Origin of the sequence: Cupriavidus taiwanensis, assembly GCF_900249755.1 — a bacterium.
In the GTDB taxonomy this organism is placed as follows: domain Bacteria; phylum Pseudomonadota; class Gammaproteobacteria; order Burkholderiales; family Burkholderiaceae; genus Cupriavidus; species Cupriavidus taiwanensis_D.
In genome coordinates this window covers 311523-333332 of the sequence record NZ_LT976853.1, presented here as the reverse complement: position 1 = coordinate 333332, position 21810 = coordinate 311523, and the positions used below count along the sequence as shown (strand labels likewise).

Here is a 21810-nt window from a genome sequence, read left to right as displayed (position 1 = left end):
GTTATCCGCAAAACGGACGTTACACGTTCCAAAGATTGCAACGCTAATCGAAAGGCCAGCCAATTAGGACGATTCCTAGCGCCAACGCAGCATTTTCTGCACGTCAAGGCGGGCATGGAATCGCAGCCGCCGCACCGGGCGGCTACCTTGGGCGTGAAGTTCGGCACGCTGGGCTAACCAGCGGCCGTGCGCGGGATAGTGGACGGGGCGGGCGGATGGGGAATACGACCTGATCCCCGAACAAGACAGGCCTAGCGCCCCCCGCCAGTGATGTAATGCTCCAGCTGCTCGATGATGAACTGCTGCTCGGAAATGATGTCCTTGACCAGGTCGCCGATCGACAGCATGCCGATCAGCTCGTCGCCTTCCATCACCGGCAGGTGGCGCAGCCGGTGCCGGGTCATCAGCGCCATGCATTCGTCGGTGGTCTGGTTGGCGCTGACGTAGATCACCGCGGTGGTCATGATGTCGCGCACCAGCGTCTCGCGCGAGGTGCGCTGCATCAGGATCACCTTGCGCGCATAGTCGCGCTCGCTGAGGATGCCCTTGATCTCGCCATGCTCGATGACCAGCAGCGCACCGATGCCTTTCTCGGCCATCAGCTGCAGCGCGGCGTAGACGGACGCCGTGGGCGGAATGCTGTAGATGGCCTGACTCGGCTTGGACTCCAGAACCTGGCGTGCGGTTTTCATCACCAACTCCTTTTCCGTCGACAATGCAGATACGGCTGGCGGTGCCGGCTTCGGCGCCAATGCAATCAGAGTAGCAAAGTAACGGCGCCCCTTACAGGGTGACTTACGCGAATCTTTGTAAGCAAGGGTGTGATGCGCGCATGGCAGGCCCGGGCGTCAGGGTTGCCGCGGCGGCGCGTTGCCGCCCAGCGCGGCCAGGCAAAGCGCCTGCATTTCGGACACCCACGCGTCCTGGTCCGGCCCTTCGTCCTGCAGCAGCACCCGGTAGCGGCGCGCGCCCCACACCGCCAGCACCAGCGCCTGCACCCGCGCGGCATCCGGCGTGGCGGGCAGGTCGGGGCAAGCCGCCAGCGCCCGGCGCCAGGCCTCGCAGAATTCCTCGAAGACGCGGCGGTGGTGCTTGGCCTCGGCGATGCGCGGCTCCAGCGCGATGATGCCGGCGTCGAAGACAATGCCCATCGCCGCATCGTCGGCGCCGCAGGCAATCGCCACCAGCCGCCGCACCCGCGTGCGCCAGTCGGCATCGGTGCGCTGCGTGACCTCGGCATCGATGCGCGCCACCATGGCCTCCACGGTGTGGCGCACATAGCCCGACACCAGCGCCTCCTTGCCGGGGAAGTACTCGTACAGCGTACCGACCGAGAAACCGGCCTCCAGCGCCACCGCGCGGGTGGTCACGCCGTCCCAGCCGTGGCGGCGCCAGATCCGAACAAAGGCGTCGTAGATGGCGTTGACGGTGAAGTGCGCGCGCTGCTGCGAAGGGCGCTTGAGCGGCTTGCTGCGCGGGGTGGCGGGCCGTTTCAGTCCGCTGGCGGCGGGCGCTTTGTTTCCGAACCCGGCGGCGGCGGGGCGGCGATAGATTCTTGGCATCGGCCTCACGGAAGTCATGGCGCGCCATTGCGCGCCGGACGGCGCGGCCGCGAACCAGGAGAAACCATGGCAGCCACCGAACCCTACCTTGCCGTCACGCGGCTGTTCAGCCGCAAGGATGCCCTAAACGAAAGCCGTCTGGAAGCCGCAGCCGAGCCCGCGCACGCCGCGCCCGGCGAAGTGCTGCTGCGGCTGGACCGCTTCGCGCTGACCACCAACAACATCACCTACGCCGCCTTCGGCGAAGCCATGCAGTACTGGGACTTCTTCCCGACCGGCCAGCCGCAGTGGGGGCACATGCCGGTCTGGGGCTTCGCCGACGTGGTGGCTTCGGCCGTCGACGGCATCGCGCCGGGCGAGCGCTTCTACGGCTACTTTCCCATCGCCAGCCATGTGCGCATGCAGCCCGAGCGCGTCACCGCGCGCGGCTTCTACGATGGCGCCGCGCACCGCGCCCGGCTGACCTCGGCCTACAACCAGTACACCCGCGTGCAGAACGACGCCGCCTACGCACCCGAACTCGAGCACCACCAGATGCTGTACCGGCCGCTGTTCATCACCTCGTTCATGCTGGCCGATTTCCTGGAAGACAACCGCTTCTTCGGCGCGCGCCGGCTGGTGGTGTCCAGCGCGTCGAGCAAGACCGCCTATGGCACGGCCTTCTGCCTGCGCGAGATCAGCGGCATCACGCTGACAGCGCTGACCTCGGCGCGCAACCGCGGCTTTGTCGAAGGCCTGGGCTGCTATCACGACACCGTTTGCTACGAAGAACTGACCTCAGTGCCGGTGAGCGAGCCCACGCTCTATGTCGACTTCTCCGGCGACGAATCGCTGCGCGCGCGCGTGCATGCCCATTTCGGCGACAGCCTGGTGTACGACTGCTTCGTGGGCTCGACCCAGAACACCGGCTTCCTGCGCGACTTGCATTTGCCCGGGCCCAGGCCCGAGTTCTATTTCGCGCCGGTGCAGATCCGCAAGCGCAATGCCGACTGGGGGCCGCAGGAGGTGAACCGGCGCTTCAACGCCGCGCAGCGGCGCTTTATCGACCATGCGCGCGACCCGGGCAATGGCTGGCTGACGCTGGTGGAAGAGAGCGGGTTCGAAGCGGCGCAGGCACGGATCGCGCGGCTGGCGACGGGAAGCGCAGCGCCGCAGGAGGGGTATGTGGTGGTCGTCAGCTAGGCGACGACGGTTCAAACCGCTGCGGCATGCTCCCTCTCCCGCTTGCGGGAGGGGGCTGGTGTGAGGGACGATGCGTCGACGAAGTCAGGGCCGTCGGTATGCCAGCGCCTGCCCTCACCCCCGGCCCCTCTCCCGCTTGCGGGAGAGGGGAGAAAACCAGTGGCGTGATTGACGTCCGCGCTCACTCTGTCAACATCCGCACCTTCACCTTCTTGCCCTTGACCTTGCCGGCGTTGAGCCGCTTCACCGCCTCGCGCCCGATGCTGCGTTCCACCGCGATATAGGTCGACATTTCCAGCACGTTGATCTTGCCGATCTGCTCCTTGGCGAAGCCGGCCTCGCCGGTCAGCGCGCCCAGGATATCGCCGGGGCGGATCTTTTCCTTGCGGCCGCCCAGCATCTGCAGCGTCACCATCGGCGGCAGCAGGCGCTCGGTGCTGGCTGGCGTCAGCTCGGCCAGCGGGTGCCATTCGAACTCGCCGCCGTGGTGCTGCTCCAGGTTGCCCACGCGTCCCATCTCGTCCATGCTGACCAGGCTGAAGGCCCAGCCCTCCTGGTCGGCGCGGCCGGTGCGGCCGATGCGGTGTACGTGGACTTCCGGGTCGGGCGTGATCTCGACATTGATCACCGCCTCGAGCTGGGCGATATCGAGCCCGCGCGCGGCCACGTCGGTGGCCACCAGCACCGAGCAGCTGCGGTTGGCAAACTGCACCAGCACCTGGTCGCGCTCGCGCTGCTCCAGTTCGCCATGCAGCGCCAGCGCCTGGTAACCCTGCGCGCGCAGCAGTTCCACCAGCTCGCGGCAGCGCGCCTTGGTATTGCAGAAGGCCAGCGTGCTGGCCGGGCGGAAGTGGTCCAGCAGCCGCCCCACCGCGTTCAGGCGCTCGCTTTCCTCTACTTCGTAGAAGCGCTGCCGGATGGTGCTGTTGTCGTGCGTCGCCTCCAGCTTCAGCGACTGCGGATTGCGCAGGAAGCGGTGGCTGAGCTTGTCGATGCCGGGCGGGTAGGTCGCCGAAAACAGCAGCGTCTGGCGGTCCTTCGGGCAACGGCTGGCGACATAGGCGATATCGTCGAAGAAACCCATGTCGAGCATGCGGTCGGCCTCGTCCAGCACCAGCGTGTTGATGCCTGACAGATCCAGGCTGCCGCGGTCGATGTGGTCCAGGATGCGCCCGGGGGTGCCGACCACGATATGCGCGCCGTGGATCAGGCTGTCGACCTGCGGGCGCATCGGCGCGCCGCCGCACAGCGTCAGCACCTTGATGTTTTCTTCGGCGCGCGCCAGGCGGCGGATTTCCTGGGTCACCTGGTCGGCCAGCTCGCGCGTGGGGCACAGCACCATCGCCTGCACGTCGAAGCGGCGCGGATCGAGCCGGTGCAGCAGCGCCAGCCCGAACGCCGCGGTCTTGCCGCTGCCGGTCTTGGCCTGCGCCACCAGGTCCTGGCCGGCCAATGTGATCGGCAGGCTGGCCGCCTGGATCGGCGTCATTTCGTCATAGCCCAGCTGCGCCAGCGTGGCGAGCATGGCGGGCGACAAGGGCAGGGTGGAGAAAGCAGTGCCGGCTTGCGGCGGGGCGGGGGTCGAGTTCATGCGCGATTATAGCGATGCGGGGACGGTCGGCGGTCACGCCTCGGCCGGTGTCCAGCCCAGGCGCTCCAGCAGCGCCTGCGCCGCGGCGGGCGCGCGTTCCTTGGCCCCGTTGATGAAGAAGACAAAGACCTCGCGCTTGCGCGCGGCGGGCTTGCGATCTTCCACCGCGGGCAGGTCGCCGGGCACGCTGCCGGCGGCCCAGGTGCGCGCCCGCTCGGCCCACGCATCGAGCGCCCTGGGCGCGTAGCCGGTCTTCAGCTTGTCGCTGCTGGCCATCAGCCGGGCATAGACGAAGTCGCCGGTCAGGTCGGCCATCGACGGAAACTTGGGCGAATCGGTAAAGACGGTCGCGGCCTTGTACTTGCGCGCGAGCTTCAGGTAGTCCGGCGACTGGAAGCTGTCGTGGCGCACCTCCAGCACGTGGCGCAGTGTCACGCCCTCCACCGATTGCGGCAGCAATTGCAGGAAGGCCTCGAAGTCTTCCGCATCGAACTGCTTGGTCGGCGCGAACTGCCATACCACCGGCCCGAGCTTGCGGCCCAGCTCGGCAATGCCGCTGTCGACAAAGCGCGCGATCGACTCGCCGGACTCGGCCAGCACGCGCCGGTTGGTGGCAAAGCGCGAGGCCTTCACCGCAAAGACAAAGTCGTCGGGCGTTTCGTCGCGCCACTTGGCGAACGAGCTGCGCTTCTGCGTGCCGTGATAGGTGCTGTTGATCTCGATCGCGCTGAGGTGCCGGCTGGCGTAGGCCAGTTCGCGCGACTGCGGCAGTTTGGCGGGATAGAAGTTGTCGCGCCACGGCGCGTAATTCCAGCCGCCGATACCGACGCGCACCGGCCCTGCCGCGGGCTTGCGCGATGGCGTGGTCGATGGGGCTTTGGACGCGGCCGCAGCGGTTGCGGCAGGTGTGGATGCGGCCTTCGCCGCAGTGCGTGCTGGCATGACGGGGTCTCCCGAGACGCGAGATTCGCAGTCTAGCGGGAAACCGCGCCACGCGGTGGCGACGCGGCCAGGCCGATCGCCCATGAAAAAACCGGAAGAGGGCGATGCCCCCTTCCGGCCCGCTCCCCGATCCCCCGGTTCAGAACGAGAAATTGAGCAGCGCGTCCGCGATACTGACATCCGCGGGCTGCGTCTGCACGGCACCGCTGGCGCTGGTGGCCTGGATGCTGTACTTGCCTGCCGCTGCGCCGTCCGGCGACAACGGGATCGGCAGCGCGGCCTGGTAGGTGCCGATCACCGGCGCGGCCACGGGCAGCGCGGGTTCGGTCGCAAACAGGCTGTAGGCGCCGGTATCGCTGGCCGCCGCGGTCGCGGCGATTTCAAAGGTGCCGCCGCTGACCAGTTGCAGCGCACGCAGCGTGGCTTCGGCCGACGCCGGCGCCACCGCGCCCGAGACACGGCGATAGGTCGATGCCGGCAGCGTCATCGGCGCCGCGGCGGTCGAGATCGCTGTGGGCGTGCCCACCACCACCGGCACGCCGCGCACGATGCCCGCGGCCCTGGCGTTGGCCGCGCCCGGCACCACCACCACGTCGACCGGGCCGGCGGTGCTGCTTTGCTCGATCGGCGACAGGCGGAAGCTGCCGTTGGCATCCGCCACGGTCGACTTCACCACCACGCCATTGCGCTCGGCATAGACGCGCGCCCCCGGGGCCGCGGCCACCACGCCGGTCACTTCGCCGCTGACGGTCATCGGGATCGCGGTCACCACCGGCTTCAGGCCAAAGGTGCCATTGCCGCGCGTCACCACCGACTTGCATGCGTCGAAATCCAGCACCAGGTCGGTCAGCGTGCCGCGCGCCACCGAAAACGACCGATTGATCTTGATGCCCGACTGCACCGCGCTGGGTGTATCGAGCGGCTGCTCGGCGCCGCCGATGGGTACCACGGAATTCGCCAGCGCGGAGGCGCCGCCACCGCGGTTGGCATCCAGCACCAGCCGCACCTGCTGGTAGTTGCCGGCCGGCAGCGCGGTCTGGCCCAGCACCGTCATCACGCCGTTGGTCAGCGACAGCAGGTCGATCTTGCGTGCGGGCACGACATCGATATCGACCCAGCCGCCGGCGGTGGTCTCTGCGCTGGCGCTGCTGTGCACACGTACCTTGTTCACGGTCACGAAGACGTTGCTGAAACCGCAGGCCGGCGCGTCGGTCATCGACACCTGCAGCGTGCCGCGCCCGGCATCGCCATCATCGCCGCCGCCTCCGCCGCAGGCGGCCAGCGCGAGGGCGCCGCTCAGCGCGAGCAGGCGCAACGGTGCAGAAGCATGGGAAAGGACTGACACGATGGGTCTCCGCTTATTGTTCATGGGTTGATCGCAGCATATGTGGCGGTTCGCATAACCGGTGTAAATCTTTGTAATACGTTGTGAAAAAGTCCGGGCCATTGTCTGCTTGACTGATCAGGATGTCTTGAGCGATCGCAACGATTCTCGCGGCATTGTTTCGTCAACACCGTGATCGCAAGCGATTGCATCACATTTCTCAAGTCGGCCCGGCGCGCTCCGTATACAGCGGGGTGGAAATCCCACGCTGCAGGTTCCTGCAAACGCCCCCAACGATTCCTTACGAAGGATCTCCCTTGATGTTCACTACCATCCGCGCGCGGATCGTGGCCTTATGCGTGGCCATCGTCGTCGCCGCGCTCGCCATCAACACGGCACTGAACCAGTTCGTTGCCAACCGCTATAACGAAGACGCCATCGACAGCAGCCTCGCCGCGGTGCAGAGCGGGCACGCCAGCGCCATCGTCGACTGGGTGGCGTCGCACAGCCAGATGATCCAGTCGCTGCAGGAAGCCGTGCTGCAGCCCGAACCCGATGCTGCGCTCAGGCAGATCGCGCAGGCCGGCGGCTTTACCAACGTCTACGTCGGCTATGCCGACAAGACCGCGAAGTTTTCCAACCCGCAGGGCATCCCGCCCGGCTACGACCCCACCGGCCGCCCGTGGTACCAGCAGGCCGCCGCGGCCGGCAAACCCGTGGTCACGCCGCCTTACGTCGATGCCGGCACCGGCAAGCTGGTGGTGGCATTCGCCGCGCCGGTGGTGCGCGACGGCGCCGTGCAAGCGGTGGTGTCCGGCGATGTCGCCATGGACAGCGTGATCGCCAACGTCAGGGCAATCCACCCTTCGCCGGCCAGCTTCGGCATGCTGGTCGCCAGCAACGGCAACATCGTCGCCCACACCGACGACAAGCTCACGCTCAAGCCGGTGACGGAGCTCGTGCCCGCGCTCGGCGCCGACAAGCTGGCCACGCTGGCCGGCGCGAAGGTTCCGCTGGAAGTCGACGTGCAGGGCAGCGCCAAGCTGCTGGGCGCGCGCGCCATCCCCGGCACCGACTGGATGGTCGTCGTCGCGCTGGACAAGGCCGAGGCTACCGCCGGCATGCGGTCGGTGCTGATTGCGTCGGTGATCGCGCTGGTGCTGATTGCAGGCGTGGCCGCCGCGGTGGTATGGGGCGTGGCGACGCTGTCGCTGCGCGGCCTGTCCACCGTGCGCGACGCCATGGACGCGATCGGCTCCGGCGACGGCGACCTGACCCAGCGCCTGCCCGCGCACGGCAACGACGAGGTCGCGCAGATCGCGCGCGCCTTCAAGACCTTCGCCGACAAGCTCTGCACGATCATGCGCCAGATCCGCGACGCCAGCGAATCGGTGCGCGCCGCCGCCGATGAAATCGCCGCGGGCAACACGGACCTGTCGCGCCGCACCGAGTCCGCCGCCGCCAGCCTGCAGCAGACCGCCGCGTCGATGGAACAGATCACCGCCACCGTCGGCCAGTCGGCCAACTCGGCGCAGCACGCCAACGACTCCGTCGCCGCCGCCTCGCGCGTCGCCGCCGACGGCGGCGTGGTGATCGGCGAAGTGATCGGCACCATGGGCCAGATCGAAACCGCGTCGGTCAAGGTCTCCGACATCATCGGCGTGATCGAGGGCATTGCCTTCCAGACCAACATCCTGGCGCTGAACGCCGCCGTCGAAGCCGCGCGCGCCGGCGACCAGGGCCGGGGCTTCGCGGTGGTGGCCGGTGAAGTGCGCGCGCTGGCCCAGCGCAGCGCCCAGGCCGCGCGCGAGATCAAGACCCTGATCGAGACCACCGTGGGCAGCGTCGAGTCGGGCTCCGAGCAGGTCCGCCGCGCCGGCGACACCATGGGCGAGATCGTCAGCAACGTCTCCAAGGTGACCGGCATTATCAACGAGATCACTCACGCAGCGATGGAACAGACCCGCGGCATTCAAGAGGTGAATATGGCGGTCAGCCAGCTCGACCAGATGGTGCAGCAGAACGCGGCGCTGGTGGAGCAGTCAACCGCGGCGGCGGCGGCGCTGCAGACGCAGGCCGGCAGCCTGGCGGGGGCGGTGGGGCAGTTCAGGCTGGGCTGAGATCCCCGGCAGTCATCGCGCCCTGGCCGGCGGCACGGGCGCGCGCTCGCGCCGCCCGCCGATCGCCCCGGTACTCGCCGCCTGGACGATGCGCCGGAAAGTCGGGCATTCCATATGGCTGGGCGCCGGGCACACCGCCGCATGCCGCAATCCGTCGCGCATCGCTGTCAGCTTGCGGATGGTCCGGTCCAGCTCGTCCGCCTTGGCGGCCAGCATCTGGCGGTCGATGCGCGGCTGGCCCTGCGGCGAGAACATCGCCGCAATATCATCCAGCGAGAAGCCGGCGGCCCGCCCCAGCGCGATCAGCGCCAGCCGCTCCAGCACGCCGGCGTCGTACACCCGCCGCATGCCGCGCCTGCCGATCGGCACGATCAGCCCCTTTTCCTCGTAGTACCGCAGCGTCGAGGCCGGCACGCCGGCCTGCCGGGCCACTTCCGCAATCTCCAGGCTTTGCACGCTTGACCTCAAGTCGACTTGAACTGGCACAGTGTAGCTTCCAGCCAGGCAAAGGGGATACGACCATGAGTGAACAACGGCAAATCAGCGGCAACGGCGGCGAGCAAGCGGCACTGTGGAACGGCGCATCGGGCCAGGCGTGGGTCGAGCATCAAGGCGTGCTGGACGACATGTTCCGGCCGCTGGAAGCACAGCTGGTCGAAGCCGCCGGCCGCGCCGCGGCGCAACGCATCCTCGACGTCGGCTGCGGCACCGGCAGCACCACGCTGGCATTGGCGCGGCACGTGGGTGCGGAAGGCCACTGCACCGGCATCGATATTTCCGAGCCGATGCTAGCGGCCGCGCGCTCTCGCGCCCAACGCGATGGCATCGACGCGACCTTCATCCACGCCGACGCGCAGGAGCACGCCTTCGCCCCGGCCAGCTTCGACATGATCGTGTCGCGCCTGGGCGTGATGTTCTTCAGCGACCCGGCACGCGCCTTCGCCAACCTGCGCTGGGCCGCGACGTCAGATGCCACGCTGCACTGCATCGCCTGGCGCAGCGCCGCCGAGAACCCCTTCATGACCACCGCCGAACGCGCCGCAGCGCCGCTGCTGCCCAACCTGCCGCCGCGGCAGCCGGGCGCGCCCGGGCAGTTTGCCTTCGGCGAGCGCGAGCGCGTGCTGGCGATCCTGCAGGCGAGCGGCTGGGGCGATATCGACGTCCGTCCGGCCGACGTGACTTGCGCGCTGCCGGAGCGGGCCCTGGCTGGCTACCTGTCCCGGCTCGGCCCGGTCGGGCTGGCGCTGCAAGGCGCCGACGCCACCACGCGCGAACGCGTCGCCGCAACCGTGCGCGCCGCGTTCGAGCCCTACGTGCAGGGCGACACCGTGCGCTACACCGCGGCATGCTGGACCATCACCGCCCGCGCGACCGCCGCCGCTTCGCCCAGTGGCCAGGACGCGAACCATGCCTGATCACGCCATCGCGATGCTGTTCCATGCCACCGTGATCGGCACCGGCGCCACGCTGACCATCGATGCCTGGACCATCCTGCGCAAACGGCTGCTCGGCGTACCCGCGCTGAACTATGGCCTGGTCGACCGCTGGCTGGCCTGGCTGCCACGCGGACGTTTCCGCCATCAGCCCATCGCCGCCACGCCACCGGTGCGCGGCGAGCAGGCCATCGGCTGGATCGCGCATTACCTGACCGGCATCGCGTTCGCGGGAATCTTGCTGGCGTTATGGGGGCTCGATTGGGCGCGCCATCCGACGCTGGCACCGGCATTGATCGTCGGCATCGGCAGCGTCGCCGCGCCCTTCCTGCTGATGCAGCCCGCGATGGGCGCGGGTATCGCTGCCAGCCGCACGCCGCGGCCGAATCTGGCGCGGATGCATAGCGTGGTGACGCATGCGGTGTTTGGGGTGGGGTTGTATGCGGCGGGTTGGGTGGCGCGGCTGATCGCCTATCCGGGTTGATCCTTGGCGTGAGCGCATCCGCCTGCGCAACTCACTCCGGCACCGGATACTTCCTCGCATTGATTTCCATCTTCGCCCGCACCGCGGCGTCGAGGTCCACGCCGAGTGCCGTCACCAACTGGGTCAGATAGATGGTGATGTCCGCCAGCTCCTGCTCAACGTGCTCGCGCTTGGGCGTGGACATGATGGCGCGCGATTCGTCCTCGGTCTGCCACTGGAAGATTTCGACCAGTTCGGAGACCTCGACGCTGAGCGCCATCGCCAGGTTCTTGGGGCTGTGGTACTTGCCCCAGTGGCGGGCTTCGCCGAAGTCGTAGGCGGCTTGCTGGAGGTTCTTGATATCGATCAGGGGCATGATGGTGTGGCCATATCGTTTCACTACGCGCTAATCTTGCGGGGGGCAAGACACAGATTTAAGCACGGCGCGTCCGCCCTCGAAACAAGCCACCCAAGGCTTACCCTTTGTTTGCACAGCTACCGCCCTTGCCAATGCCTGCCCAAGCCGTGGGAGGGCTGTTGGCAGCAGCGACCACCCGCTATAGTATTGCCCTGCATTTTTGTCGAATCTCAACAGAATTAACAATGCGTGGCGAAACCTTGCTGGCGTGATGCCGGTGCAGCGGTTCGCCAGGACGGGCGGAAGGGTCTGCGTGATCGAACAAATCGTCATCGCCGGTTTTGGCTGCATCGGCCAGGCCGTGCTGCCGCTGCTGGAGCGAACCTGGCCGCAGGCAGCGATTACCGTGGTGGACCGCGTGCTGGACCACACGCGCCAGGAGCTGGTCGCCCGCCACAAGCTGCACGCCATCCATGCCACCATCACCGAGGCCAATTACGAATCCATGCTGGCCCCGCTGCTGCGGCCCGGCACCTTCCTGCTGAACCTGGCGCCATCGGTCTGCAGCCGCGACCTGATCGCACTGGCGCAGGCGCGCGGCGCGTTCTATGTCGATGCTGGCATCGAGCCCTGGGACTATGCCGCCGATCCGCAGGCGTCGCACCTGAGCAACTACGCGCTGCGCCATGACATGCTGGCCTTCGCGCGCGGCCGCGAGACGCTGCCGACCGCGCTGGTCGCGCATGGCGCTAATCCCGGCTTGGTATCGGTGCTGGTCAAGGCCGCGCTGATGGCACTGGCCGGCAAGGCGGGCTTGAACCATCCTGAGCCGCGGGATCGCGCCGGATGGGCCGCGCTGGCGCGCGCGCTGGATGTGCGCGTGATCCAGGTTGCCGAGTACGACAGCCAGCAGGCCCCGGGCTATCCGCGCGACGGCGAGTTCGCCAACACGTGGTCGGCCGAGGGCTTTATCACCGAATGCCTGCAGGACGCCGAACTCGGCTGGGGCAGCCATGAGCCGGCGCTGCCGCGCGATGGCTATCGTCACGGCTACGGCAGCGGCGCGGCCATCGCACTGGACCGGCCGGGGCATCGCACGCGCGTGCGGTCGTGGTCGCCGGTGCACGGCCCGTTCGACGCCTGCCTGATCACCCACAACGAATCGATCTCGATCGCCGAGTACCTGACCGACACCCGCGCCGGCCAGCCGCTGTATCGCCCCACCGTCTACTACGCCTATCGCCCGACCGCCGCCACGCAGGCCTCGATGCAATGGCTGGACGACCGCGCCGCCCCGCGCGTGCGCGGCGAACGCATCCTGCGCGACGAGATCCAGTGCGGCGAAGACGAACTCGGCGTGCTGCTGATGAGCCGCCGGCACGGCGCGGTCTGGCATGGATCGCGGCTGTCGGTGCAGCGCGCGCGTTCGCTGGCACCGTACAACACCGCCACCAGCCTGCAGGTGGCATCGAGCCTGGTTGCCGGCATGCGCTGGATGCTGGCCAATCCTGCGCGCGGCGTGGTGGAATCCGATGCGCTCGACTTCGGTCCCGTGCTGGCCGATGCCGCGCACTGGTGGGCACCGCTCATCGTCGAGTTCACCGACTGGCTGCCGCGGCCCGGCGCCACCTCGCTCGCCTTCACCGACTTCCTGCTGGACCACGCCACGGTCCGGCCCGAACCCGCTCTCCTGACCCTTGCCTGCTGATGCAACGCATCCCGCAAACCCCGCGCCGCAACTGGCCGCGCGAACTCGAGAAGGTGGGCTTCCACTTCCATTCGCTGGACGAGTTCAACGTTCCGCGCGAAGTCGATGACCACACCTTCTTCTACTGGCGCGAAGACGCCGCCTACGCCTTCAGCAAGCAAGAGGTGGAAACGCTCTACGCCGCCGCATACGACCTGAACCAGCGCTGCCTGGAAGCCGTGCAGCATGTGATCGACCACGACCTGTTCGCGCGGCTGGCGATCGATGCGGATTTCGCGCAACTGATCCGCGCCTCATGGGACCGCGACGAGCCCACGCTGTTCGGCCGCTTCGACATGACGCTGGACCCGCACGGCGTGCCGAAGCTGTACGAGTTCAACGCCGACACGCCCACCTCGCTGATCGAATCCGCCGTGGCCCAGTGGTACTGGAAAGACGCCGTGCAACCGCATGCCGACCAGTTCAACAGCCTGCACGAAGCACTGGTGGCGCGCTGGCAATGGCTGCGCAAGCACTACCGCAACGCCGGCCTGCTGCACCTCGCCTGCATGTTCGACAGCCAGGAAGACGTCTGCAACACCGAGTACCTGATGGACACCGCGCTGCAGGCCGGCTGGTCGGTCAAGCTGGTCGACCTGCAGGAGATCGGCAGCGACGGCCGCGGCAACTTCTACGATGCCGACAACGTGCCGATGGAAGTCGTGTTCAAGCTCTACCCGTGGGAATGGATGGCCACCTCCGACTACCGCGGCCAGCTCGCACACAGCCCGGTGCGCTGGGTCGAGCCGCCGTGGAAGGCGGTGCTGTCCAACAAGGCCATCCTGCCGATCCTGTGGCAGCTGTTCCCGGGACACCCCAACCTGATCGAAGCCAGCTTCGACCCCGGCCCCTTCGCCGGCCGTCCGCACGCGAAGAAGCCCTTCCTGTCGCGCGAAGGCGAAAGCGTGACGCTGCTCACCCCCGAGGGCGACCACGTCCACAACCCCGGCGAGTACGGCGAGGAAGGCTTCATCTACCAGGCCTACGAACCGGCGCGGCGCTTTGACGGCCGCTACACCACGCTGGGCGTCTGGATCGTCGACGACGTGCCCAGCGGCCTGTGCGTGCGCGAAGAATCCGGACCCATCGCCAAGAACACCAGCTTCTTCGTCCCCCATTACTTCACCCACGCGTAAGACATGGCCAACAAGAAGAAGGGCACCAAGCGCTCCAAATACGGCAGCCCGTACCAGCCCGGCAGGGGCGGCTCCGGCGGCCCGTCGCCGCGCATCGCCGCCTACCAGGCCGGACAGAAAAAGCAGGGCACGTCGCCCGCGCTGTGGATCGTCGGCGCCTGCGCCGTGGTCGCCGGCGTGGCCGTGCTCGGCTCCTGCAGCGACGACGCCGACGACGATCCCGGCGTCACCGTGCGCCGCGCCAGCTACGCCACGCTGGAGGACTGCGAAGCCGACTGGAACACGCCCAACGACTGCGAAAGCGTGCCGATCGACGACCCCAACACCCTCTACAGCTCCAGCCTCAACGCCCCCGCCAGCGAAGCCTCAGGCTCGCGCACCACGCACGGCAGCAGCGCGTACTACGCCCGTTGGTACGGCCCGTACTACACCGCCAGCGGCACGGTCTACCACCCCAACGGCACCCAGACCCAGCGTGACCTGTCATCCGGCCCGCTGCGCCCGATGCAGGTCTACGACCGCAACGGCACGCCCACGCAATCCTTCACCAACGCCACCCCGCGCGCCGCCATGGTCGAAGAAGCCACCGTGCGGCGCAGCTCGCTCAGCGGCGGACGCTCCATGGGCCTGACCATGCGCACCGCAGCCGTATCGCGCGCACCGGTGGTATCGCGCGGCGGCTTCACCAGCCGCTTCGGCAGCTCCGGGCGCTCCGGCGGCGGCTGAGCGCCGCCTGCCGGCCGCCATATCGTCCTGACAACCCTGAACACTGACAACGAGTCCATCCAATGGTCAACACCATGCACCCGGCGCTTGCCTACCTGATCTATATCGTCACCAGCTTTGCCATGCTGGGATTGTTCCTGCTGGTCTATACGCGGGTCACGCCGCATCGGGAATTCACACTGATTCGCCAGGGGAACGTCGCGGCGGCGTTGTCGCTGGGCGGGGCGGTGCTGGGGTTCTCGCTGACGCTGTCGTCGAGCATTCAGCATAACGCTACGTTTGCGATGTTCTTGCTGTGGGCGTTTGGGGCGTTTGCGGTGCAGGTTTTGGCCTACCTGGTGGCGGCGCGGGCGCTGGGGGGTGTGGGTGAGGCGATTGCCAGGGATAACCGGGGGGTGGGGGCGGTGATGGGGGTGATTTCGTTGTCGGTGGGGGTGGTGAATGCGGCTTGTTTGACGTGACATGGGGGGAACCTCCCGCCGGGCGGGGACTGCACCGCCCCGCATCTCAACCCTAGTGAGAGATCACCCCCGGCCGCATCGGCATTACTTCGCCGGCGTCTTGATCAAGTCGCCGGTATAACTCAGCGAAGGAAGTTCTGCCTGCGCCTTCTCCGGCGTTTCCAATTCCAGCACGACGCGGCCCATCATCAACCCCATCGACGGTGAACTGCGCACGTATTTGGTTTCACCAGCGTCCAGGGCGAAGCTCAGCGTCTTTTCGGTTTCAGTCGCGGCCGAAGCCACATACTTGCCTGCCGGACGGTCCACGAAGAAGAAGCCGCCGGGCTTGGATTCTCCGACAACCTGATTGTTAAGACGCAAATCCGGCTGCACCGCGGCGCCGAACATCGACGCCGAACGCAGGAAGTAGACCCGACCGTCGCCGGGCTTCAGCGTCGGGATCGATGCCGCCATGTCGGCGTGTTTCACACCCGAAGCACATCCAGCCAGCAGCGATGACGCCGCCAGCCCGGCTAACAGCATGCGAGCAACCCGTTTCATTCCGATTCTCCCAAGTTCAAAGGTACTGCTGTGGATAGAGGGGAATAGTTCTGTTCCCCGGGTAAATAGAAACCCACCAGGGTCTGGTTATGGATGACCAGGTAGGCCTCGTGTACCTGGCGGCCCTCGATCGTGAAGACGTTGCCGACGGGCCTGTAGACATCGCCTTGTGGAACGCGACCCACTTTCGACCAGACTGACTTGTCAGGCAGCGTACGGGAATAGCCTGTGTCAAGTTTGATGGTGGAGGGTGCCAGGATCTGGATGCGTCGAATGGCTGTGTTGGGTTGCGTGGCCTCGATGGCCGATGGGGTTGTCGCGACCATCGGGGCACAGGCGGCAAGCGCCAGGCAGCCTGCTGCGGCAAGTGCCTTGCAAAAGGGATAGAGTGGTAATGATGTTCTCATTCAGGTAGCCGTTTGAATCTATATTTTGAGAAGTGCTTGGCCGTACCGGTTGGGATGCCGCCGAGTCGTAGGCTCATGTGAACCTGCATTGAAGCTTCCGAAATTAGATTTCCTTGGTCATCCAGGTACAGCATCGCCATCGAATCCGTGGTATTTGGTCCGAATTCAGATCTGCCGCCTTTGCTAGCTCCTCCCCATATGATCTTTCCATGGGAACCAGTACATACGAATCTGCCTTTGTCTTCAAACAAGAGGGCGCGTGATGCGCTTTTACCATTCTCATAGTTCACGCTGACTTGGAATGACCGCTCGGCGATCCACGTCACTTCCCCGTATTTTGGATACGAGGTATCGCCTGCATCAGATCTTGCTGCGCTCATAAATTTCATCGCCTCTGCGCTACTGGCAAATGGAAAGACATAGTCAATGCGCATAGTCTTCGCCCATCCTTGAGCCGTAGCGTCCCCATCCAATAGCTCGCCTCTGCCCTCATATCGGCCACTCAGGTCGGGGCAAGCAACGCTAGCGTATTCGGCCGGATCAATATTGTTATCGCCGGCGCCTGGGTAGTTCGGCGGTGAATGAAGGCACCCCGAACAGCCCAAGGCCATCACCGCAACTATTTTCCATCCTTTCATTTTCGATCCTTCGATTGCTGGGTCTGGTTGCGGAAGACGGACCAATCGATCCCGTACTGGTTGAGTAAGGTCACGCCTGCAAACGGAGCCGCTAGTGGAATGTCGATATCGGTCTGGATCTCGAACATCATCCGTTGGAAGGCGGTCATTCCTTCCTTTCCGTCATAGATTCCCTTGAATCGCCGCGAGGACTCAATCTGATCCTGCCGCATCACATTAGCCGTCCAGGCAACCGCGGCCGTCGCAGATCCGGTCATCGCTCCGGACTTGCAGTCGCCCCCCTGCATCGCTGCCGTGCCGCATCCAGCAAACCCGGAAGCGAGTAGTCGGTCGACACCGTAGTTGCCTCCAAAGTACCCCGCAAGGCCACCGGTTACGGCGCCTGCCAAGCCTGCCGTCGCCACTCGATCGAACTTGATCCTGCCAGTCGTGCCAAGCTGAATCGCAGCACTTGAAGCAATGCTCCCTAAAGCCCCGGCAATAGCCAGGTTTGCTATGCCACCTGCAGCAAATGCGGAACTCGCCAAAATCCCACCAGCGGCTGTCGCTTCTGCCATGGATCCTGTAGCGATCAACGTAGCCATCCCGGCCTCAGCCGAGCAGGCAGCCGACCCTGTCGTCCTGAGTGGGAGTACGTTCCCGCGGGATATGAATGTCGCCCAGATCCCTGCGCCGCGGCGGCGGCCACAGAATAAAGCTTGCAAGTGTCCGATCGGACAGCGCTTCCGCGCCAGCACAAAACGGATCGGCGGTTGAATAATCGTTCCCGCCTGGCAGGGCATAGGCAATGCAAGACCGTTCGCCATGCTCGACATCGGCCTTGTAGCCGTCCGCTGTCAGGAACAGCACCCTGTTGCGCTCGGGTTCGGCATATCTCGCTTCGCGCGACACCACGGCATACGCGACACCGGCCGCTGCACAGAAGGCATGCTCGAATTTTTCTTCGATGCGCTTATTGGGCCCGGCTTCAGCGCGCTGCACAGCGGTCAAGTAGGAACCGGCGTCTATGCGGTAGATGCCTGGGGTCAACGCGGCGCCACGAGCGTGTCCGGCAATAGCGGCGCCGAGCATCAGCAGCGCAAGAATCAATGTCTTCATGGCGAAGGCTCGGAAAGTGAGTGCGTTTTCCACATCGGAGCCGACGTTATATCGACGCACCCATCCGGCCGCAACGCTGCCTGCAGCAGATTCAGCAGCGAAGTGAGGATTTTCCTGAGGCCGCATGCCTCCTCCCAGACGGACAAAGTAACAGCAAAAAAATAACAAATCCATTCTTGATCTGGATAAATGATTTCCGTATCGCGTTGTGGACCTAATGGCGTTCCTTTCCCGGCAATGGATTTCATCCAAATGCTATGGACGCCGCAGCCCTGTTTCGGAACCTGTTTTCCCCGGCCCATCGCCTCTATTCGATGGACGGCACCGGCCCGCTCGATGCGCTGGCAATCGAGGCCTGGATCGGCCGCGAAGCCATCTCAGAACTCTTTGAATGGCGCATCGTCACCGTCAGCGCCAATCCTTCGCTGTCGCTGGATGCGTTCCTCGGCCAGCGCCTGACGCTGTCGACCACGCTGGCCGGCGGCGGCCAGACGGCGCGCTCGGGGCTGGTGCGCCAGGCCGAGAAGCTGGGTGCCGATGGCGGCCTGGCGCGCTATCGCCTGACCGTCGTGCCGTGGCTGTGGCTGACCACCCAGCAGCGGCACAGCCAGGTGTTCCAGCAGCGCACGCTCGACAGCATCATCGACGAGGTGCTGCGCCCCTACGCGCCCTACGCAAGCTGGCGCTATGCGCCGGGCGCGCTGGCGCGGATCGGCATGGCCCGCAAATGGCCGCATATCGCGCAGTACCGCGAGACCGACTATCACTTCGTGTCGCGGCTGCTGGCCGAGGCGGGCCTTGGATACTCCGTGGTGGAAGACCAGGAAGCGCCGCATCGCCACACGGTGCTGATCTTTGCCGACAGTACGCGTCTGGACGAAGATCCTGAGTCCGCGACAACCAGTGGCATCCGCTACCACCGCGCCGATAGCCAGGAGGCCACCGACGCCGTCCAGCAACTGACCTGCGAGACGCGTTCAGCAATCCCCGGCGTCTCCGTCACCGCTTGGGATGCCGAGGCAAAACGCACCGTGCGCGGCCATGCTCCTGCGCGCTTTGGCTCGATGCAAGGCATGCCCGATTCCTACCTGTCGGTGAGCCCTTCGCTGGCCCCTGACGCCGAGGCCGCGCAACGGGTTGCCGAGCAAGTGATGGAGGCCATCGAAGCCCGCGCGCTGCTGTTCACCGGCGCCGCCACGGTACGCACCTTGCGCGCCGGCACGCGGTTCGCTGTCACCGGCTGTCCACACTTGCCGCCGCCGGAAAACGATACCGATGGCTATCCGTTGCTGCTCGATGCCGTCGAGCACTGCGGCTTCAACAACCTGGGTCACGACACGCAAGCAGAGCTCTCGAAGCGCCTGGGCGCACCCGAAGCTGCGCTGACCCTGGACAACGCTCCGGACGCCCCCGAATCGATGGCCGAGATCCAGGGCTTGCTTGGGCCGCCGCCCATGCCAGCGCGCAATGCCACGCCGCCACACCTGGTAACGGCGGCCCGCGAGCACGGCTATGGCGCGCTGCTCCGCGCTTTCGACGCGCGACGGCCGTGGCGCGCGCCCATTCTCGGCGCGGACTGTCCGCGCCTGTACAGCCGCCCGGTGCCACTTGGCGTACACACGGCCATCGTCGTGGGGCCGGATGGCCAGACCAGCGCCGACGGCAACGCCGAGCATCACGTCAGCCGCCAGGGGCATGTGCGGGTACGGTTCCTTTGGCAGCGCGGCGAGCGCGCCGACGACCGCAGCAGCCGCTGGATCCGCGTGGCGCAGCGCCAGGCTGGCGCCGGCATGGGTTGGCAATGGCTGCCGCGCATCGGCCAGGAGGTGCTGGTCAAGTTCAGTGACGACGATATCGACCAGCCCTTCGTGCTGGCTGCCGTGTACAACGGGCAGGGCGAGGCAGGCATCGCGCCGACTCCAGGCGGCCGCGCACTATGCGGCACGACGTTCTCGCAACCCTATGATGCCGAGGGTCTGTATGCGCAGGGCAGCGATACCCACCGCAGCGCACAGGGCAACCTCGCGCAGGGCAACAGCCCACCATGGCACGGCATGAGCCCGGACGCGCAGGGGCACCGCAACGCGGCGGCGCTGACCGGCTTCAAGAGCCAGGAGCATGGCGGCAAAGGCCACAACCAGCTGGTGCTGGACGACAGCGACGCGCAACTGCGCGCGCAGCTGGCCACCACGCAAGCGGCGACGCAGCTGAACCTCGGCCATGTGGTGCACCAGCAGGACAACCGCCGCGGCAGCTTCCGCGGGCAGGGCTTCGAGCTGCGCACCGACGGCTACGCCGCCGTGCGCGGGCGGGCCGGACTGCTGCTGACCACCTACCGCGACGCCGTCACCGGCCGGACCCTGCCGACAGGAGACAACGCGGCCGGCATCGCACTATTGCGGCAGGGCAGCGACCTCGCGCGCACGCTGGGCCAGGCCGCTGCCGTACATCAGGTGCCACCGCTCAGCGTCGCAGCCGACGAGCAGGCGCCGCTGCCCGCACAGGCCAGGGCGGCCGCCGGCATGGTCGACGGTCAGGACCTCGATGCCGCACTGGCCGATGCCGCCGCCGGCAACACTGCCACAACCGCCGGCAAGGTCCCGCACCAGGCAGAGCCCATGGTCCACCTGAGCGGCCGCGCGGGGATTTCCGTAGTCGCGGGCCAGGACCTGCAACTCGCCAACGGCGAGAGCGTAGCGCTGCTCAGCGGACAGGACCACAGCATCGCCGTGGCAGGCCAGGGGCGCGTGCATGCCGGCCAGGCGATCGGCATCGCAGCCGGGCTCTCCGCCGCCGGCGAAGGCAACGTCGGGCTGCAAGTGACCGCCGGGCAGGACGATATCGACCTCCAGGCGCAGCACGACCTGCTGAAGCTGGCGGCCCGCGAAGACCTGGTCATCGTTTCCGCCAACATGAACGTCGATTTTGCGTCGGCCAAACGCATTCGCCTGGCCACTGCGGGCGGTGCCTCGATCACGCTGGAGGGCGGCAACATCACCGTCGAATGCCCGGGGCCGATCACCTACAAGGCCGCGCAGCGCAAATTCGAGGGGCCGGTGAACACGCCCTATCCGTTGCCGGTGTTTCCGCAGCATGCTTGCCTCGACTGCCTGCTGAAGGCGGCCGCCGCCGGCTCGCACCTCGCCGCCGCGTAGAGACTTTTGCCGGAGCTCTTATGTATTACGCAGTCGAGTCGCGCGATCCTGGGATATGGCTGGATGGGCTGCTACAGCGCATCGACGGTACGCCAAGCGTCCACTGGTGTGCCCTGGTCGATGGCGTGTTTGACCATAAGGGCAGGCCCTTCACGGCACTGGCGCAGCGTTATCCACTGTACAGCGATGCCGGCGCGCTCCGCGACCTGGTGCCGGCATCGCCTTACCTGTTGCCGCTTGATGGCATGGCGAGCGTCGAACGGCGCGACTTGCTGGCAGCGCTAGGTACGCACTGCCAAGGGCGACCGATGCTGAGCTTTGTGGCCTCATGGCAATCCGCGGAACGCCTGGCGGCGTTGTGGCAGCCTTGCCTGCAGCCGATCATTGCGGACGATGACACCCCCTATCTGCTGCGCTTTGCCGATACGCGCGTGCTGTCAGCGCTGCCTGCGGTCTTGAGCCAGCAAGGGTGGGACCGGCTGACTGCGCCGCTTGTGCAGTGGCATCTTGTGAACCGCGAAGGCGCGCTCGAGATGCTACCTCTCGCAGAACCAAGGGCCGAACCCGAGGCATATCCGAACGAGCCACTGGTGCTGTCTCAGGACGAGCTGGACCGGATGGTCGACGCGGCCATGCCTGATGCTGTGCTGGACTTGATGTACCGGGAGGCACTTCTTCCCGAGATTGAAAGGGCAGAAGCGTATCGCCTTGTGGCGCGGTCCTGTGGGGTGGCCAGGATGTATCGGATTGAAGCAGCGTTGGATATCGCGCTGCTTGCGCTTTATGCGATGGCTAGGGGAGAGGCGAGTCTGGAGGCGCCGGAGCTTCTGCAATGGCTGGGTAGATCGCGACAATCGGAATCGACGTTTCGGGAATACTTGCTTTCGGGGCTAGGCGATGGAGGTGCGCTGTGATGGCGCTGGG

At 66.4% G+C, this 21810-nt stretch carries 23 protein-coding genes; 10 read left to right on the top strand and 13 right to left on the bottom strand.

Annotation, left to right across the window (positions count from 1 at the left end; translation table 11 throughout):
• Window positions 1-251: 251 nt before the first annotated feature.
• Window positions 252-692 carry a CBS domain-containing protein gene (locus CBM2594_RS01460; RefSeq protein WP_116355281.1) on the bottom strand — a complete coding sequence of 147 codons (441 nt, stop codon included), beginning with the start codon at window positions 690-692 and terminating at the stop codon, window positions 252-254.
• Between the two features lie 156 nt (window positions 693-848).
• The gene (locus CBM2594_RS01455; protein ID WP_116355280.1) at window positions 849-1562 is read right to left on the bottom strand and encodes a TetR/AcrR family transcriptional regulator; all 714 of its coding nucleotides are present in this window, start codon (window positions 1560-1562) and stop codon (window positions 849-851) included.
• A 66-nt stretch (window positions 1563-1628) separates the two neighbouring features.
• Between CBM2594_RS01455 and CBM2594_RS01450 the strand changes: the two genes are divergently transcribed.
• A complete protein-coding gene (locus CBM2594_RS01450; protein ID WP_116355279.1) occupies window positions 1629-2744 on the top strand; it encodes a DUF2855 family protein in 1116 nt (371 codons plus the stop codon).
• Between the two features lie 181 nt (window positions 2745-2925).
• Here CBM2594_RS01450 and dbpA read toward each other — a convergent pair whose 3' ends face one another.
• The 3 genes from dbpA to CBM2594_RS01435 form a co-directional block, all read right to left on the bottom strand.
• Entirely contained in the window at window positions 2926-4335 is a 1410-nt protein-coding gene (gene dbpA, locus CBM2594_RS01445; RefSeq protein WP_116355278.1) for an ATP-dependent RNA helicase DbpA, read from the bottom strand.
• Between the two features lie 33 nt (window positions 4336-4368).
• Window positions 4369-5277, bottom strand: coding sequence for a DUF72 domain-containing protein (locus CBM2594_RS01440; RefSeq protein ID WP_116355277.1), 909 nt, complete (start codon window positions 5275-5277; stop codon window positions 4369-4371).
• 139 nt (window positions 5278-5416) lie between these two features.
• Window positions 5417-6622 (bottom strand): DUF4382 domain-containing protein, encoded by a 1206-nt coding sequence (locus CBM2594_RS01435; RefSeq protein WP_116355276.1) that lies wholly within the window; start codon window positions 6620-6622, stop codon window positions 5417-5419.
• Between the two features lie 299 nt (window positions 6623-6921).
• Between CBM2594_RS01435 and CBM2594_RS01430 the strand changes: the two genes are divergently transcribed.
• Complete coding sequence (locus CBM2594_RS01430; protein ID WP_116355275.1) at window positions 6922-8721, top strand: methyl-accepting chemotaxis protein; 1800 nt, start codon at window positions 6922-6924, stop codon at window positions 8719-8721.
• A 12-nt stretch (window positions 8722-8733) separates the two neighbouring features.
• Here CBM2594_RS01430 and CBM2594_RS01425 read toward each other — a convergent pair whose 3' ends face one another.
• Entirely contained in the window at window positions 8734-9177 is a 444-nt protein-coding gene (locus CBM2594_RS01425; protein ID WP_116355274.1) for a helix-turn-helix domain-containing protein, read from the bottom strand.
• 65 nt (window positions 9178-9242) lie between these two features.
• Here CBM2594_RS01425 and CBM2594_RS01420 point away from each other — a divergent pair, with 65 nt between their 5' ends.
• Complete coding sequence (locus tag CBM2594_RS01420) at window positions 9243-10136, top strand: class I SAM-dependent methyltransferase (RefSeq protein WP_116355273.1); 894 nt, start codon at window positions 9243-9245, stop codon at window positions 10134-10136.
• Window positions 10129-10638, top strand: coding sequence for a DUF2938 domain-containing protein (locus CBM2594_RS01415; RefSeq protein ID WP_116355272.1), 510 nt, complete (start codon window positions 10129-10131; stop codon window positions 10636-10638). The genes CBM2594_RS01420 and CBM2594_RS01415 overlap by 8 nt, the downstream gene beginning before the upstream one ends.
• A gap of 31 nt (window positions 10639-10669) precedes the next feature.
• On the opposite strand, the gene CBM2594_RS01410 is transcribed toward CBM2594_RS01415, so the two are convergent.
• Complete coding sequence (locus CBM2594_RS01410) at window positions 10670-10993, bottom strand: nucleotide pyrophosphohydrolase (protein ID WP_116355271.1); 324 nt, start codon at window positions 10991-10993, stop codon at window positions 10670-10672.
• Between the two features lie 295 nt (window positions 10994-11288).
• On the opposite strand from CBM2594_RS01410, the gene CBM2594_RS01405 reads away from it, so the two are divergent.
• The 4 genes from CBM2594_RS01405 to CBM2594_RS01390 all read left to right on the top strand — a co-directional run bounded on the left by CBM2594_RS01405 (window position 11289) and on the right by CBM2594_RS01390 (window position 15045).
• Entirely contained in the window at window positions 11289-12683 is a 1395-nt protein-coding gene (locus CBM2594_RS01405) for a saccharopine dehydrogenase NADP-binding domain-containing protein (RefSeq protein ID WP_116355270.1), read from the top strand.
• Window positions 12683-13858 carry a glutathionylspermidine synthase family protein gene (locus CBM2594_RS01400; protein ID WP_116355269.1) on the top strand — a complete coding sequence of 392 codons (1176 nt, stop codon included), beginning with the start codon at window positions 12683-12685 and terminating at the stop codon, window positions 13856-13858. Before CBM2594_RS01405 ends, CBM2594_RS01400 begins: the two co-directional genes overlap by 1 nt.
• A gap of 3 nt (window positions 13859-13861) precedes the next feature.
• Entirely contained in the window at window positions 13862-14584 is a 723-nt protein-coding gene (locus tag CBM2594_RS01395) for a hypothetical protein (protein WP_116355268.1), read from the top strand.
• 62 nt (window positions 14585-14646) lie between these two features.
• A complete protein-coding gene (locus CBM2594_RS01390) occupies window positions 14647-15045 on the top strand; it encodes a DUF350 domain-containing protein (RefSeq protein WP_116355267.1) in 399 nt (132 codons plus the stop codon).
• 84 nt (window positions 15046-15129) lie between these two features.
• Here the strand turns inward: CBM2594_RS01390 and CBM2594_RS01385 are convergent, their stop codons facing one another.
• Genes CBM2594_RS01385 through CBM2594_RS01360 form a run of 6 tightly spaced genes read right to left on the bottom strand, consistent with a single transcriptional unit; the run spans window position 15130 to window position 17979 of the window.
• Window positions 15130-15588 carry a DUF2846 domain-containing protein gene (locus CBM2594_RS01385; RefSeq protein ID WP_116355266.1) on the bottom strand — a complete coding sequence of 153 codons (459 nt, stop codon included), beginning with the start codon at window positions 15586-15588 and terminating at the stop codon, window positions 15130-15132.
• Window positions 15585-15995, bottom strand: coding sequence for a hypothetical protein (locus tag CBM2594_RS01380; RefSeq protein WP_116355265.1), 411 nt, complete (start codon window positions 15993-15995; stop codon window positions 15585-15587). The genes CBM2594_RS01385 and CBM2594_RS01380 overlap by 4 nt, the downstream gene beginning before the upstream one ends.
• Window positions 15992-16633 (bottom strand): hypothetical protein, encoded by a 642-nt coding sequence (locus CBM2594_RS01375; protein ID WP_116355264.1) that lies wholly within the window; start codon window positions 16631-16633, stop codon window positions 15992-15994. The genes CBM2594_RS01380 and CBM2594_RS01375 overlap by 4 nt, the downstream gene beginning before the upstream one ends.
• Complete coding sequence (locus CBM2594_RS01370) at window positions 16630-17217, bottom strand: hypothetical protein (protein ID WP_198048083.1); 588 nt, start codon at window positions 17215-17217, stop codon at window positions 16630-16632. Before CBM2594_RS01370 ends, CBM2594_RS01375 begins: the two co-directional genes overlap by 4 nt.
• A 7-nt stretch (window positions 17218-17224) precedes the next feature.
• Window positions 17225-17731, bottom strand: coding sequence for a hypothetical protein (locus CBM2594_RS01365; RefSeq protein ID WP_147310398.1), 507 nt, complete (start codon window positions 17729-17731; stop codon window positions 17225-17227).
• Window positions 17728-17979, bottom strand: a complete 252-nt coding sequence (locus CBM2594_RS01360; RefSeq protein ID WP_147310397.1) for a hypothetical protein — start codon at window positions 17977-17979, stop codon at window positions 17728-17730. The genes CBM2594_RS01365 and CBM2594_RS01360 overlap by 4 nt, the downstream gene beginning before the upstream one ends.
• Window positions 17980-17988: 9 nt before the next feature.
• Between CBM2594_RS01360 and CBM2594_RS01355 the strand changes: the two genes are divergently transcribed.
• Both CBM2594_RS01355 and CBM2594_RS01350 read left to right on the top strand, forming a co-directional pair.
• Window positions 17989-20886 (top strand): type VI secretion system Vgr family protein, encoded by a 2898-nt coding sequence (locus CBM2594_RS01355; RefSeq protein ID WP_116355263.1) that lies wholly within the window; start codon window positions 17989-17991, stop codon window positions 20884-20886.
• A gap of 20 nt (window positions 20887-20906) precedes the next feature.
• Window positions 20907-21800 (top strand): DUF4123 domain-containing protein, encoded by an 894-nt coding sequence (locus tag CBM2594_RS01350; protein ID WP_116355262.1) that lies wholly within the window; start codon window positions 20907-20909, stop codon window positions 21798-21800.
• Window positions 21801-21810 lie beyond the last annotated feature (10 nt).

What these genes read in the sequence shown, in the direction of transcription:
- CBM2594_RS01410 (WP_116355271.1), bottom strand. Translation starts at nt 10,993, where the DNA reads ATGCCCCTGATCGATATCAAGAACCTCCAGCAAGCCGCCTACGACTTC.
- CBM2594_RS01375 (WP_116355264.1), bottom strand. Translation starts at nt 16,633, where the DNA reads ATGAAAGGATGGAAAATAGTTGCGGTGATGGCCTTGGGCTGTTCGGGG.
- CBM2594_RS01430 (WP_116355275.1), top strand. Translation starts at nt 6,922, where the DNA reads ATGTTCACTACCATCCGCGCGCGGATCGTGGCCTTATGCGTGGCCATC.
- CBM2594_RS01420 (WP_116355273.1), top strand. Translation starts at nt 9,243, where the DNA reads ATGAGTGAACAACGGCAAATCAGCGGCAACGGCGGCGAGCAAGCGGCA.
- CBM2594_RS01400 (WP_116355269.1), top strand. Translation starts at nt 12,683, where the DNA reads ATGCAACGCATCCCGCAAACCCCGCGCCGCAACTGGCCGCGCGAACTC.
- CBM2594_RS01450 (WP_116355279.1), top strand. Translation starts at nt 1,629, where the DNA reads ATGGCAGCCACCGAACCCTACCTTGCCGTCACGCGGCTGTTCAGCCGC.
- CBM2594_RS01440 (WP_116355277.1), bottom strand. Translation starts at nt 5,277, where the DNA reads ATGCCAGCACGCACTGCGGCGAAGGCCGCATCCACACCTGCCGCAACC.
- CBM2594_RS01395 (WP_116355268.1), top strand. Translation starts at nt 13,862, where the DNA reads ATGGCCAACAAGAAGAAGGGCACCAAGCGCTCCAAATACGGCAGCCCG.
- CBM2594_RS01455 (WP_116355280.1), bottom strand. Translation starts at nt 1,562, where the DNA reads ATGCCAAGAATCTATCGCCGCCCCGCCGCCGCCGGGTTCGGAAACAAA.
- CBM2594_RS01460 (WP_116355281.1), bottom strand. Translation starts at nt 692, where the DNA reads ATGAAAACCGCACGCCAGGTTCTGGAGTCCAAGCCGAGTCAGGCCATC.
- CBM2594_RS01390 (WP_116355267.1), top strand. Translation starts at nt 14,647, where the DNA reads ATGGTCAACACCATGCACCCGGCGCTTGCCTACCTGATCTATATCGTC.
- CBM2594_RS01370 (WP_198048083.1), bottom strand. Translation starts at nt 17,217, where the DNA reads ATGGCTACGTTGATCGCTACAGGATCCATGGCAGAAGCGACAGCCGCT.
- CBM2594_RS01350 (WP_116355262.1), top strand. Translation starts at nt 20,907, where the DNA reads ATGTATTACGCAGTCGAGTCGCGCGATCCTGGGATATGGCTGGATGGG.
- CBM2594_RS01415 (WP_116355272.1), top strand. Translation starts at nt 10,129, where the DNA reads ATGCCTGATCACGCCATCGCGATGCTGTTCCATGCCACCGTGATCGGC.
- dbpA (WP_116355278.1), bottom strand. Translation starts at nt 4,335, where the DNA reads ATGAACTCGACCCCCGCCCCGCCGCAAGCCGGCACTGCTTTCTCCACC.
- CBM2594_RS01360 (WP_147310397.1), bottom strand. Translation starts at nt 17,979, where the DNA reads ATGAAATCCATTGCCGGGAAAGGAACGCCATTAGGTCCACAACGCGAT.
- CBM2594_RS01380 (WP_116355265.1), bottom strand. Translation starts at nt 15,995, where the DNA reads ATGAGAACATCATTACCACTCTATCCCTTTTGCAAGGCACTTGCCGCA.
- CBM2594_RS01365 (WP_147310398.1), bottom strand. Translation starts at nt 17,731, where the DNA reads ATGAAGACATTGATTCTTGCGCTGCTGATGCTCGGCGCCGCTATTGCC.
- CBM2594_RS01355 (WP_116355263.1), top strand. Translation starts at nt 17,989, where the DNA reads ATGGACGCCGCAGCCCTGTTTCGGAACCTGTTTTCCCCGGCCCATCGC.
- CBM2594_RS01385 (WP_116355266.1), bottom strand. Translation starts at nt 15,588, where the DNA reads ATGAAACGGGTTGCTCGCATGCTGTTAGCCGGGCTGGCGGCGTCATCG.